Raw genomic sequence first — 13,284 nt, 5'->3', positions numbered from 1 at the left:
AGCACAGTCTGCAGCTATGGCTGGCGTGGCGACAGTTCGATGGTTCGGATATGGACGAAAGCCTTCAGAGGTTGCTCATGCTAATCGCCCAGCAGCGTGTTGGCAGGCGGCCTGGGCGGGTTGAGCCTCGGGCTCTCAAGCGAAGACCGAAACCTTATCCATTGCTGACCCAAGCACGCCAATCTGAACGCGCCAAAATCAGGAGAAGCGGTCATCCAAGAAGGGCTAAGTAAGTGCCATTCAAATCTGTCCCCTTATGTCTTTTGGGAATTCCTCTGAATCGCCATTTTTTTGCTTGAACCCACCCGGTGATCTCCTGCTCTCAAGTACTGTCACGGTCGTAATCAATGGAGCTATATCATGAAGAAAAAATTGCATCATGTATCAGGGAAGGTGGCGGCAGTCGCAGTTCTTGCCTCGCTTTCATTGGGTGCCGACGCTGATGACATTGGGTTTGGCATTGGTGTCAGCTACGTCTTCGGGGAAGGTCCAGCTTTGGGAGTCAAGGCTTTTTCCAGTGATGAGGAGAAAAGAGGTGCCTTGTCCTTGGGGTTAGATTATGTGTTTTCCAAACAGTCGCTCCGACCTAATGTCGGTGTCGCCTACCAGGGTTCTGATTACTTTGGGGATGCCAACGTGGGCTATACAATGAAAACTCAATCAGTCAACTTCGCGCTGGGCGCAGGCTGGTCCAATGCCAAGGAGGATCGTGACTCGACGGTGTTCGTCCAGCAACCCGCTGAATCACCGCCAGCAGGTGGAGGAGGCAACCTGAACTGAGCATGGTCGATGCTGTGTCGAGTACCAGGCTGAATACCACTTACGCCTTCGCACTCAGTCCAGCACCAATGGCCGGAAAGACGAAAGCCGCGCACTGCGCGGCTTTCAGTATTAAAGGGACTGACCACGATCAATTTTCAGTAAATCGTGGTCTGTACCTGAGGAGTCCCCATTCCACGAATCGTACGGCCTGCATGAGTATCGGACAGTGGGTCGGTTCGGCGACTACCAGACTGCTGGCTCATTCAGGCAGCTTCAAGCCATCCTGCCGATCTGAACGGAAACCTCCTGAGGATTCCTCGGAGTCTGTCCCCTTTTCTGGATACTGACATGCCTATCGATGCAGCCGACCTCGTCCACTGGACGCTGAGTGAGCCGGACTTCACACCGGACCCGGAGCGGGTGCGCCGGGCCATCGAAACCACCGAGGCGACTCTTGGCATCCGCCTGCCGGATGAACTGAAAGAGCTCCTTGCGCTGACCAACGATCGAGCGCTCGGTCTACTCGACACACGCGAAAACATGCTGGCGCGTTATGCCGGGTTCAACCGCGGCATACTCGTCAGCGTCCTGCACTGCTGTGCGTCGATCGTCAACTACACGCTCCTGTTGCAGGAGTCCATCTACGACCACCGAACCCTGCTGCCCAATGGCCTGATCGCTCTGGGCAGCGACTATGACGACGACGGCGATGCCTACATCATCTACGATGTGCGCGTGGACTCACCGACCTACGGACACCTGTTCCACTGGCGCTACTACGGCGACGATCTGGTGCCCGGGCAGGGCCTCGGCCTGCTCGCGGGTTCATTGAAAGCCTTCCTCCATTCGCTGATGACCGAGCAGGAGCTCGAAGCATTCGACGCCAGCGGCCTGCCGGCACCCGGCGTATTCGATATCGACACGTGCGCCGAGATGGACGATCAGGCGTTCGCCCACTGGTTCGTGCGCAGCGTCATGCCGAGCGTCCTGCCGGAACACATGCGGGGCATGGGGGAGGAAGAACTTCATCAAATGTGCCGCAATGGCCGCGGCATCGCTCGACGCCTGCACATCGAGAAGGCCTCCAACCAGGCGAAGTTCCTCTATTTCATGTGGGGCGTGGGATCCAACTTCTTCGAGTTCGACGGTTTCCGGCAGATACTGGCCGACCACCGTCGCAACGAGGACGAGCGCCTCGACGCCCTGTTCAGCGAGGTGAGCGAAGCCCAGGGGGCCGACGCCATCCTGCACAGCCATCCGAACCACTGGTTCCCGGCATAGGCCGGAGAACTGGTTCGCCTCCATCGAGCAGGCGCTGGCCTGGGATGAGGCCCAGCCGAATCCCGCCACGCCCAACGGCTCGAGCCGGGTGGTCGCTACCTGATTTCCCATGCCTTTTGTCGATGCCCGGCCTGGGGAGTATTCCCGGAAGGCCATTTTCCGTTACCATCCGCCGCGTTTAATTTTATGAACGGGTTTCATTCGCCTGCGTCGCCGCTGCTGGCTCCTTCCGGTTATCGGTTTTTTTGATGTGGAGCTCTCTAGCATGGCGCATAGAGCCTTCGGTGCGGGGGTGGATAGGCTCTGTTCGAGCGAAGCCCTTTGTGGAGTAAATCGAACATTCGATCCGGCGCGCATGGCGCTTTCAGGTCGCGCCGCTGTGGTAATGGCCCGGAACGCCGCTTGAGTGGTGCCGGGTTGTCCTCTGATCCCCGGATGGATCTCGGCAAGGGCTATTGCACGAGAGCAGGCCAACCCGGTTCGGGGAACGTTCATAGGGCAACCCTTCAGGAGGATGGCCTGCAGTGGTCATCCTGTTGCCGTGTTTCCTGCATCGATCGGTCCGACGGCGGCCCGGCTCCAACGGTTTTCAGCAAAATAAACGAGGTAGTCCATCTATGGATGCAGTAGCGGCCGATAAGGCACGGCAGGAGCACGAGAGCAAGCTCAGTGCGTCATTGAAGTCCCGGCACCTGACCATGATGTCGATCGCCGGCGTCATCGGCGGCGCGCTGTTCGTCGGTTCCGGCAGTGTCATCAACAGCGCCGGTCCGGCTGCAGTGCTGGCCTATCTGGCCGGTGGCATCCTGGTGGTGCTGATCATGCGCATGCTCGGCGAAATGGCCACTTCCTCGCCGGACACCGGCTCCTTTTCCACCTACGCCGAGCGCGCCATCGGTCGCTGGGCCGGTTTCACCATCGGCTGGCTGTACTGGTGGTTCTGGGTCATCCTCATGGCCTGGGAGGCCTACGTGGCGGGCACCATCCTCAATGGCTGGTTTCCCGAGGTCAGCGTCAATGTCTTCGTGCTGGCCACGACCCTGCTGCTGATCAGCATCAACTTCTTCAACGTCAAGCACTACGGGGAGTTCGAGTTCTGGTTCGCGCTGATCAAGGTGGTGGCGATCATCTGCTTCCTGGTGGTCTGCAGCATGGCTGTGCTCAGCCTGTGGCCGACCGGCGAAGTGCGTGGCTTCAGCAACCTGACCGCCCAGGGTTTCATGCCCAACGGTATCGAAGCCGTGGTGGTGGCCATCCTCGGGGTGATGTTCGCCTTCCTCGGCGCCGAGATCGTCACCATCGCCGCCTCGGAAGCCAAGGACCCGTCGACGCAGATCGTCAAGGCGACCAACTCGGTGGTCTGGCGCGTGTGTCTGTTCTACATCGGCTCGATCTTCCTGATCGTCTGCCTGGTGCCCTGGAACGACCCGCTGATGGCTCAGTCGGGCTATGGCTCCTACCGCCGTACCCTGGAGTTGCTGGGCATTCCGGGCGCCGAGTTGCTGATGAATTTCGTGGTGCTGACTTCGGTGAGCAGTTGCATGATCTCGGCGCATTACACCGCGTCGCGCATGCTGTTTTCCCTGTCCGCCCGCGGTGATGCGCCGTCGTTCCTGAAGATCACCCGTGCCGGTACTGGCGTACCGGTGTTCGCCATCATCGGCTCCTGCGCGGTGGCGATTTTCGTCGCGCTGATCAATTTCAGCGAAACCCTGCGGCCGAAGGATGTACTCGATACGCTGATGAACACCACCGGCATGATCGCCCTGCTGGTGTATCTGGTGATCGCCTTCTCGCAGTTGAAGATGCGCCGCAAGCTGGAAGCCGAAGGCAAGGATATCCGCCTGAAGATGTGGCTGTTCCCCTGGCTGACCTACCTGGTGATCGCCTTCATCGTGGTCTGTCTGGTGACCATGGCCTTTGTCGAGGAGTATCAGGTGCTGGTTATCTCGACCGGTGCGGCTGCCATCGTGGTCGCCCTGATGGGGATGGTCGTGCACTGGCGGGCGGCGGCGAAGCCGGTTCGCTGAATGGCTGCAGCGCCGCCACTGGCCATCAGCCGTCGAGCATCGCCTTGATCTTGCTGCCCAGCGCTTCCAGCGAGAAGGGTTTGGCGATCATGTGCATGTCCGTGCCGAGGTAGCCGTTGCGCACTTCTGCGCCTTCGGCGTAGCCGGTGGCGAACAGGACCTTCAGGTCGGGCCGGCGTTGTCGCGCGGCTTCGGCCAACTGGCGGCCGTTCATGCCGGGCAGGCCGACATCGGTCAGCAGCAGGTCGATGTCGGGGTGGCGGTCGAGCAGGGCCAGAGCGGCCTGGGCATCGGCGACCTGGATCAACTGGTAGCCGAGTTCTTCGAGCGCTTCGACGATCAGCATGCGCACCACGCTGTCATCCTCGACCACCAGGATGGTTTCTCCCGTGCCGCGAGGCGCTTGTCGCAATGGGGCTTGTGCCGTCACGGTAGGGATGGTTTCCAGACGCGGAAGATACAGGTGCAGGGTGGTGCCCTTGCCTTGTTGGCTGTCCAGGTGCAGGTAGCCGCCGGTCTGCTTGATGAAGCCGTAGACCATCGACAGGCCCAGGCCGGTGCCCTGGCCGATGGGTTTGGTGGTGAAGAACGGCTCGAAGGCGTGGCGGGTGGTTTCCGGGGCCATGCCGCAGCCGTTGTCGCCCACCGCGATGTGCAGGTAGTCGCCCGGCGGCACCTGGTGGTCATGGGCGGCGGACTCCAGGAGCTGCATGTTGCGCGTTTCGATACGCAATGTGCCGCCAGCGGGCATGGCGTCGCGGGCGTTGATCGCCAGGTTGAGCAGGGCGTTTTCCAGTTGGTGGCCATCGGTGCGGGTCGGCCACAGGTCGTCGGCCAGGCGGGTTTCCAGGGTGATGTGCTCGCCCAGGGTACGCACCAGCAGTTCCTCGATGGCACGCACCAGGGCGTTGACTTCGGTGGGACGCATATCCAGCGACTGGCGGCGGGCGAAGGCCAGTAAGCGGTGGGTCAGGGACGCGCCGCGCTTGGCCGAGGCGATGGCCGCGTCGATGAATCTGGCCAGGCTGGCGTCCTGTCCGGCCGGCAGTTTGCGCTGGATCAGCTCCAGGCTGCCGAGTATGCCGGCGAGCAGGTTGTTGAAGTCGTGGGCGATGCCGCCGGTCAATTGGCCGATGGCTTCCATTTTCTGCGCCTGGCGCAGTTGTTCTTCGGCCTGTACGCGTTGCGATACGGCTTCGCAGACCCGTTCCTCGAGGGTCTGCATCAGTTGGCGCAGGGCCATTTCCGTCTGTTTGTGTTCGTCGATATCGATCAGCACGCCGGGAAAGCGCAGCGGCGTGCCGTCTTCGGCCAGTTCGCAGCGGCCATTGGCTTCGAGCCAGCGGTAGCTGCCGTCCGCCTGCTGGACACGGTATTCGGCCCGGTAGGGGCCGCCGTTGGCCATGGTCTGCTGGATCATGGCATCGACGCTCAGCCGGTCCTCGGGGTGGATGGCGCTGGTGATGCTTGCCAGCGACAGGCCGTTGCCCGCGGCCACGTCCCGGGGATCGATGGAGAAGGTGCGGGCGAAGCGTTCGTCTGCGGTGAAGCTGTCGTTGGGAATGTCCCATACCCAGGTACCGATCACGGCGCCGGCATCGAGCGCCAGTTCGATACGCTCGTTGGCGCTGCGCAGTTCGGCTTCGACCTTGGTACGTTGCTGGATGGCGAGTATCTGGTGGGTGGTTTCCACGGCGATGCACATCATGCCGTGCGAACGTCCGTGCTCGTCGAGCAGCGGATTGTAGTAGAGGTTTATCCACGCGCCGTCGGGCAGGCCGGGGCGGTGCAGGGGCATGTACAGGTTTTCCCGCGACAGGGACTGTCCGCTCAGGCCCAGGTCGAGCACCTGACGGTTCCATTCGGCGATTTCCGGCCAGGCCGCTTCCACCGGCTGGCCGAAGATCCGCGGGTGCCGCTGGCCGGCGAAGGTGGCGTAGGCATCGTTGTAGATCAGCCGGCCCTCCTGGCCGCACAGCAGCACGATGGGCGTCGGTGAGGAGAGGATCAGACGGGCGCTGCCGAGCAGCACGCTCGGCCATTGCGCGACGGCCCCGAGTGAGGTGCTGGCCCAATCGAAACCGCGGATGAGGTCGACGGCTTCGCCGGACTGGCCGGCAAACAGGCAGGGTTCTGGAGGCATGGCAAAGGTCGCGGGCAATGAGAGGGGAAGGCTACCGTAACTGCGGTCGGCTTGCATGATCGGCAAAGGCCGTGGATCCATCCTTTTTACGCGGCGGGTCATTTCGCGCGTATCCGGCGGCGCTCACCCCGCCTGCGGTGGATCAGGCGTGCCGGGCATCCTCGGTGTTGGCAGCGGCGAGAAACAGCGCGCGTGCGTGAGCCGCCAGGCTGCGTACGCTCAGGTTTTTTTCGTTTCGTGCAGGCTGGCGCTGTTGGCGAAGGCGTGTTGCAGCTTCTCCGCCAGTTCGTCGCCGCGATAGGGTTTCTGCACGATGAAGGCTTCATCGGCATCCAGCCCGCCGAGTTCGGCGTAGCCGGTGACGAAGACCACTGGCAGCGTCGGATGGCGCTGGCGTACGGCGCGGGCCAACTCGGCGCCATTCATGCCGGGCATGGCGAAGTCGGCCAGCAGCAGGTCGATGCTGTCATCGATCTTGGCCAGGGCGTCGCTGCCGCTGTCGGCTTCGATCACCTGGTAACCGAGGGCATCGAGCATCAGCGCGGTCACTTCGCGCACGCGGGCATCGTCGTCCACCAGCAGGATATGACGCTGTTGCCCGCCTTCGGTGGCCGGCGGCGGCAGGTGGGGGAACTCGCCTGCCGGTTCGACGATGTTGCGCAGGCCGGGCAGGAACACCTTGACCGTGGTGCCGACGCCCATTTCCGTATGGATGCTGGCGCCGCCGCCGGACTGCTTGGCGAAACCGAATACCTGGGCCAGGCCCAGGCCCGAGCCCTTGCCGATTTCCTTGGTGGTGAAGAACGGCTCGAAGGCCTTGGCCAGCACCGTTTCGCTCATGCCGCTACCGGAGTCCTGCACGGACAGCACCACGTAGTCGCCGGGTTCGGGTTCTTCCGGTCGCTGCGGTGGCAGGCTGACGACCTCGTTGGCGGTGCTCAGGCGCAGGGTGCCGCCCACCGCCATGGCGTCGCGGGCATTGATCGCCAGGTTGAGGATGATCAGTTCGATCTGCGTCGGGTCGACCCGCGCATGCCACAGGCCCGGTTCGGTGGCGGTTTCGATCAGCACGCTGCCGCCCAGGGTGCTCTGCAGCAGCTCGAGCATGCCGAGCACGGTCTCGCCGAGGTTGACCGCTTCCGGCGCCAGGCGCTGGCGCCGCGAGAAGGCCAGCAACTGGCCGGTGAGCTTGGCGCCGCGCTCGCCGGCATCGCTGATGTTCTGCAGGCGGCCGCGGGCCTTGTCCAGGTTGCCCCGTTCCAGATCGCGAATGAGGAAGCTGGTGCTGGTCAGGATCACGGTCAGCAGGTTGTTGAAGTCGTGGGCGACCCCGGCGGTGAGCTGGCCGACGGCTTCCAGGCGCTGCATCTGCTGCAGGGTGGCCTCGACCCGTTCGCGTTCCTCGATCTGCTCGCGCAGGCGCTGGTTGGTGGCGGCCAGTTCGTCGACCACGCTGCGCTCGTGGGTGATGTCGCGCACGGCGGCGTACAGCAGGCCGTCATCGGCCACCAGGATCCAGGACAGCCAGTGGTATTCGCCGTTGGCATGGCGCATACGGTTGACGAAGCGCACCGATACGTTGCTGCTGGTGATCTGCTCGACCTGGCCCAGGGTGTTGGCCTGGTCGTCGGGGTGTACCAGCTCCCACAGCGGGCCGAGGCTCAGTTGCTGGCGCGACCAGCCCAGGGTTTCCTCCCAGGCCGGATTGAGCGCGGTGGGCAGCATGTCGAAGCGCAGCACGGCCAGCAGATCGCGGGACAGTTCCCAGGTGCGGTCGCGCTCGCGGGTGCGTTTCTCGACGCGCTCACCGAGCATGTCGTTGAGCCGGCGCAGCGCTTCGTTGGCCTGCTTCTGTTCGGTGATGTCGTGCAGCACGCCGAGAAAGCGGGTGCACCGGCCGTCTTCGAAGAAGGCCCGGCCACGGGCCGAAAGCCAGCGTTCACGGCCGCTGGGCTGGGGCAGGCGGTATTCGGCCTGGAACTCGTTGCCGGTGTCCAGCGACAGCGCTTCGCGCACGCGCTGTTCGAGCGCCTGGCGGTCGTCGGGGTGACAGTGTTCGAGGAACAGGCGCATGTCGACGCTGGCATCGGCGTCCAGTTCGTAGAGTGCCCGGCAGCGTTCGTCCCAGATCAGCGTGTCGCTCGCCGGGACGTAATCCCACATGCCCATGCGCGCGGCGCCGATGGCCAGGCGGGCGCGTACTTCGACTTCCTGCAGGGCGTCTTCGGCGCGGCGCCGTTCACGGCGCTCGTTGACCTCGGCGATGGCGCGTTCGACGGCCTTGGGCAGGAAGGCCAGGTTCTGCTTGAGCACGTAGTCGACGGCGCCCAGGCGCATCATTTCCACGGCATGCTCTTCGCCGAACATGCCGGACAGGAAGATGAACGGCGTATGCGGCGCCAGGCGCCGGGCCACCTGCAGCGCCTGGGCGCCGGAGGAGCCGGGCAGCAGGTAGTCGGAAAGAATCAGGTCGAAGCTGTCGTTGAGCAATGCCTCATCGGCGCCCTGGTGGTGCTGCACCAGGGTGGCGTGGACGTTCAGGCCGCTGCGCTCGAGCGTCAGCAGGGCCAGTTCCGCGTCGTGGGGACTGTCTTCGATGAGGAGAATTTTCAACGGCTTTGGCGGCATAAGTGGCTGTCGTCGGTCACTGTCGGGTTCCGCCGCGCAGGTGCGGATGAAACCATGAAATACCCGTGTTTCAGTGGGAATCAGGGGCGATAGGGCGCCGTTGCAGGCGCAGGGAGCCGGGTGGCGGCTCGTTGAGCAAGGCCCAGAATATGCCGAGATCGGAAATGGCCGATACGAATTCCTTGAATTCGACTGGTTTGACCACGTAAGCGTTCACCCCCAGTTCGTAGGCGCTTTGCAGATCCGGCCCTTCCCGCGAGGAGGTCAGCATGACGATGGGGATGCTGCGCAGCTGCTCCGATTCGCGCACGATCTTGAGCACTTCGAGCCCGTCCACCTTGGGCAGCTTGAGATCGAGCAACATGACCGTCGGATTGCCTTCCAGGCGCTCGGCGTGGTTGCCGCGGCGGAACAGGTAGTCGAGGGCTTCGGCACCGTCGCGCAGGACGATGACGTCGTTGGCCAGTTGGCTGCGTTCGAGGGCGATCAGGGTCAGTTCCAGGTCGTGGGGATTGTCTTCGATCAGCAAAATGGGTTTGAGCATGTATGTCCTCGTCCCGGGTTCAAGAGACAGCGGGGTGATGGCGTTTGGGCAGGGAGAAGTAGAAGGTGGCGCCTTCGTCGAGTGCGCCTTCGGCCCAGACGCGGCCGTCATGGCGCTCGATTATACGCCGCACACTGGCCAGACCGATGCCGGTGCCCTCGAACTCTTCCATGCGGTGCAGGCGCTGGAACACGCCGAACAGCTTGCCGGCGTATTCCATGTCGAAGCCGACGCCGTTGTCGCGGACGAACACCACCACTTCGTCATCGCGCTCGTAGGCGCCGACGACGATGATCGCCGGATCGCGCCCGCGGCTGTACTTGATGGCATTGGACAGCAGGTTACGCAGGGCCAGGTGGATGAAGGCCGCGTCGGCGATGATCGCCGGCAGCGCCTGGATGTGCCACTGCAGGTTGCGCCCCTCGTAATCCGGCTTCATCTCGCGCTGGATCGCCTCGACCAGCGCCTGCAGGTTGACGTCGGACAGGCGCAGCGCCGAGCGGCCCATCTGCGAGAAGCTCAGCAGGTTGTCCACCAGCGTGCCGGCGAAGCGTGCCGACTCGCCGATATGGTCGAGAAAGCGCAGGCCGCGTTCCGACAGCTTGCTGCCTTCGAAGTCGCCGAGCAGCTCGGCGTAGCCGGCGATGTGCCGCAACGGGGCGCGCAAGTCGTGGGACACGCTGTAGGAAAAGGCCTCGAGCTCCTTGTTGGTCTTTTTCAGTTCGCCGGCCAGTTGCGCCATTTCCTCGGCCTTGCGCAGCACGATGCCGAGTACCGCGTTGCGCAGTTCCAGGGCGCTTTCCGGTTCCTCGGCGTCCCAGGGCGTGGAGAAACCGCCGATGTTTTCCTGCCAGCGTTCGAAGCTGTTGCGCGGATTGAGCGTCCCGCTGGCGCTGATCGATTTTTCCGGTTTGCCGGCCCAGTTGACGATGCGCGTCTGCTCGGGTTTGAACCAGATCAGGTAGTGCGAGTGCAGTTCGGAAATCGCCACGGCCAGCACGCCGGCCACATGCCGGGCCAGTGCCGGCAGTTCGGGGATGTCGCGGCCGACGTTGTCGGTGACGAACACCTCGTCGCTCTGTCGTCTGGCCAGCCATTGCACCAGGGCGTCGACTTCCTGCTGGGGCGGGGTCTGCCCGAGCAGGTCGCAGCGCGCGGCGGAGATGATTGCCGCGCCGCTGGCCCGGGTGAAATCGATGAAGGTCTGCGGCAGGGCCAGCAGGCCTTCGCTGACGCTGTCGCGGTCGGCCATGGCCGAGAGCATCTGCACGATATGCCGGCGCAGGCCGAGCAGGCGCTGGGTACGGGCTTGGGCCTGCCTGGCTTCTATCTGCAGCGACAGCATGCGTCCCAGCAGCTCGCAGGCGGTGCGGGTCTGGAAGCCCACCGAGCGGGCCTCGGCGTGATGGCAGGAGATCAGCCCCCAGAGCTGGCCGCGCACGACGATGGAGATCGACATCGAGGCCATGGTCTGCATGTTGCGCATGTATTGCAGGTGCACCGGCGACACGCTGCGCAGCGCCGCATAGCTGAGATCCAGCGGCCGTCCGCTGTTCGGGTTGAGCGCGGGGCAGAGCGGCGAAGGCTGGTAGTTGGCGTCTTCGATCACGCGGATGCGGTTGGCCACGTACAGGGCGCGGGCCTGAGCGGGGATGTCGGAGGCCGGGAAACTCAGGCCCAGGTAGCTCGGGTAGCCGGGGTCGGTACGCTCGGCGAGGACCAGGCCATTGCCTTCGCCATCGAAGCTGTAGGCCTTGACCCGACCGAAGCCGGTGATGCGTTTGACCTCGTCCACAGACAGGCGACACAGTTCATCGACGCTCTCGGCATCCTGCAACTGGCCGATGAAGGTGCGCACCAGCGGGTAGAGGTTGCTGTAGGCGGCGATCACGTTGCTGGCCGGCTCGAACTCGGCGATCAGCACGCCGTCGTGGCGGTGCACCATCATGGCGATCGTTTGCCCGGCCCGGCTGCCGCGGCGAAAGCGCACGTCGCCGATGTGGAACGGCGTGGTCTCTTCGTGGGACAACTGGTCCAGGCGCCTGGCCAGCAGGTCGCCGTCCTCGAGCAAGGCTTCGAGGTGCTGGCCGAGCCAGGCATCGGCTGGCAGCTCGAGCCAGGTGTTGACGTTCTCGCTGACCTGGAGGAGCCGCAGGCTCGGCTCGTCGAATACCATGAGGAAACCCTGCGGCTGGATGCTGCCGGGGGTATGGATGGCCTCTTTGGCGCAGTTGTCGATCGCGTGATTCAGCGATGTAAGGGCTTCGCTCGAGGCCAAGGGATTCTCCTTCAGTTCGAGCCAACTCTCCATGAGTGGATTCGGGCTGGGTGACGGGCATTCGTCTACGAATGGCAGGAACGATAAAGGCTATGACAACGGTGCGGTGAAATCCTATCCATCCGCGTGTCCGCCCACGGGGTATCCGCTTTCGACGCGGCTGGGCGAGGGCCGGCTGGCCAGGCGGCGCGCCAGTGTAGCCGAGTCGCGCGGGGGCAAGTACCCGTAATTGGGGGCGTTGGGGAACTTCGCCCGATTCGTCCCCTCTGAAAGCCGCTCCCTTGACGGGGCCATCGTCGCGATGAAGTGCAATATTCGCCAGGCAGACTGTTTGCCTTCCCGTAAAGCCCGAGAATGCCGTTATGCCATCTGCTGCCAAGGAGACGCTCGCCCGCCTGCCTGCCTGCCATGCGCCCATGGGTCTGGGTGCTGTTGCTGATCATGCTGGTCACGGGTTATCAGGTGCGCGCCCTGCATCTGGATGACCGCCTGTACCACTGGCTGACCGCGCCCACCGAGACCGGGTGGGCGCCGGACAGCCTGTTGCTGCCCGGCTACCGGGTGCAGATCGACGCCAAGGCGGTGGTCGGTGTCGACGCCAACCTGTCCGGGCTGAGCTACGACGAGCAGCGCGACCAACTCTGGGCCGTGCTCAACAACCCCGAAGAGCTGCTGGCCATGAGCAAGGAGGGCGAGGTGCTGGCGCGCTACCCACTGAGCGGTTTCGGCGACGTCGAGGGTGTCACCTACCTGGGTGATGGCTTGCTGGTGCTGGCCGAGGAGCGTACCCATGCGCTGGTCGTGGTGCCGGTGCCCGCAGCCTCGGGCGCGCTGTTTCGCGAGGACTACCGCGCATTGACGCTGGGTATCCAGCGCGAGGGCAATCAGGGCTTCGAAGGGGTCGGCTACGATCGCGCCCGCGACCGCTTGTTCGTGGTCAAGGAGCATTCACCGATGAAGCTCTACGAGATCCGCGGGCTGAAGGCCAGCGTGCAGGGCCGTTTCGGTCTGGAGATCATCGACCATGACGACTGGATCCGCGATTCGGTGTTCGCCAGCGATCTGTCGTCCGTGCATTTCGACGAAAAGACCGGCCACCTGGTGCTGCTCAGCGACGAGTCGCAGCGGCTCATGGAGCTCGATGGCGACAGCGGCGAGCTGGTCGCCATGCGTAACCTGAGTCGCGGTTTCGCCGACCTGGCGGACGGCGTGCCGCAGGGCGAAGGCATGACCTTCGATGATCAGGGCAACCTGTATATCGTCAGCGAGCCGAACCTGTTCTACCGTTTCGGGCGCGGTTGAGCGAGGGTCTTTCGCAGGCGGCCTGACAAGCCCGCGTACGGGTAGGAGCGCCGACCTCGGCGCGATGCGATTGCGGCCATCCCGCAGAATCCGCGGCGTGGCCGCTATTCGCCGCGGGGTCGCGGCTCCTACGGGATCGTGGCAAGCCAGCGGCCGTGTAGGAGCGTCGCCCTCGGCGCGATGCGATGGTGGCCATTTCGCCGATCCGCATCGTGGCCGCTATTCGCCGCGGGGTCGCGGCTCCCACAGGTTCGTGGCAAGCCACGGCTCGGGTAGGAGCGTCGCCCTCGGCGCGATGCGATTGCGGCCATCGCGC

The 13,284-nt window shown here is 63.9% G+C and carries 8 protein-coding genes and 1 pseudogene; 5 read left to right on the top strand and 4 right to left on the bottom strand.

All coding sequences use genetic code 11. The annotated features are described in order from the left end of the window. The 4 genes and pseudogenes from DNK34_RS25800 to DNK34_RS22840 all read left to right on the top strand — a co-directional run. Positions 1–233, top strand: a pseudogene (locus tag DNK34_RS25800) (IS4 family transposase); the annotation flags it as partial. Positions 234–360: 127 nt separating this feature from the next. Further along, positions 361–780, top strand: a complete 420-nt coding sequence (locus tag DNK34_RS22855) for a hypothetical protein (protein ID WP_131177596.1) — start codon at positions 361–363, stop codon at positions 778–780. A gap of 330 nt (positions 781–1,110) precedes the next feature. Continuing rightward, positions 1,111–2,043 (top strand): SMI1/KNR4 family protein, encoded by a 933-nt coding sequence (locus DNK34_RS25605; protein WP_207401628.1) that lies wholly within the window; start codon positions 1,111–1,113, stop codon positions 2,041–2,043. 617 nt (positions 2,044–2,660) lie between these two features. Then, positions 2,661–4,073, top strand: coding sequence for an amino acid permease (locus DNK34_RS22840; protein ID WP_131177595.1), 1,413 nt, complete (start codon positions 2,661–2,663; stop codon positions 4,071–4,073). Between the two features lie 25 nt (positions 4,074–4,098). On the opposite strand, the gene DNK34_RS22835 is transcribed toward DNK34_RS22840, so the two are convergent. The 4 genes from DNK34_RS22835 to DNK34_RS22820 all read right to left on the bottom strand — a co-directional run bounded on the left by DNK34_RS22835 (position 4,099) and on the right by DNK34_RS22820 (position 11,699). Then, positions 4,099–6,216, bottom strand: a complete 2,118-nt coding sequence (locus DNK34_RS22835; RefSeq protein WP_165497347.1) for an ATP-binding protein — start codon at positions 6,214–6,216, stop codon at positions 4,099–4,101. 219 nt (positions 6,217–6,435) lie between these two features. Continuing rightward, positions 6,436–8,844, bottom strand: a complete 2,409-nt coding sequence (locus tag DNK34_RS22830; protein WP_131177593.1) for a response regulator — start codon at positions 8,842–8,844, stop codon at positions 6,436–6,438. A 70-nt stretch (positions 8,845–8,914) separates the two neighbouring features. Continuing rightward, positions 8,915–9,388, bottom strand: a complete 474-nt coding sequence (locus tag DNK34_RS22825; protein ID WP_131177592.1) for a response regulator — start codon at positions 9,386–9,388, stop codon at positions 8,915–8,917. A 19-nt stretch (positions 9,389–9,407) separates the two neighbouring features. Beyond that, positions 9,408–11,699 (bottom strand): ATP-binding protein, encoded by a 2,292-nt coding sequence (locus tag DNK34_RS22820; protein WP_242675382.1) that lies wholly within the window; start codon positions 11,697–11,699, stop codon positions 9,408–9,410. A 375-nt stretch (positions 11,700–12,074) separates the two neighbouring features. On the opposite strand from DNK34_RS22820, the gene DNK34_RS22815 reads away from it, so the two are divergent. After that, entirely contained in the window at positions 12,075–12,968 is an 894-nt protein-coding gene (locus tag DNK34_RS22815; protein ID WP_131177591.1) for an SdiA-regulated domain-containing protein, read from the top strand. Positions 12,969–13,284: the final 316 nt, after the last annotated feature.

Source organism: Phytopseudomonas dryadis, assembly GCF_004327355.1.
GTDB classification, from domain to species: domain Bacteria; phylum Pseudomonadota; class Gammaproteobacteria; order Pseudomonadales; family Pseudomonadaceae; genus Aquipseudomonas; species Aquipseudomonas dryadis.
This window is presented reverse-complemented; position numbering and strand designations above follow the sequence as displayed.

Coding starts and splice junctions, on each gene's coding strand:
- DNK34_RS22855 (WP_131177596.1), top strand. CDS start 361: ATGAAGAAAAAATTGCATCATGTATCAGGGAAGGTGGCGGCAGTCGCA.
- DNK34_RS25605 (WP_207401628.1), top strand. CDS start 1,111: ATGCCTATCGATGCAGCCGACCTCGTCCACTGGACGCTGAGTGAGCCG.
- DNK34_RS22840 (WP_131177595.1), top strand. CDS start 2,661: ATGGATGCAGTAGCGGCCGATAAGGCACGGCAGGAGCACGAGAGCAAG.
- DNK34_RS22835 (WP_165497347.1), bottom strand. CDS start 6,216: ATGCCTCCAGAACCCTGCCTGTTTGCCGGCCAGTCCGGCGAAGCCGTC.
- DNK34_RS22830 (WP_131177593.1), bottom strand. CDS start 8,844: ATGCCGCCAAAGCCGTTGAAAATTCTCCTCATCGAAGACAGTCCCCAC.
- DNK34_RS22825 (WP_131177592.1), bottom strand. CDS start 9,388: ATGCTCAAACCCATTTTGCTGATCGAAGACAATCCCCACGACCTGGAA.
- DNK34_RS22820 (WP_242675382.1), bottom strand. CDS start 11,699: ATGGAGAGTTGGCTCGAACTGAAGGAGAATCCCTTGGCCTCGAGCGAA.
- DNK34_RS22815 (WP_131177591.1), top strand. CDS start 12,075: ATGCGCCCATGGGTCTGGGTGCTGTTGCTGATCATGCTGGTCACGGGT.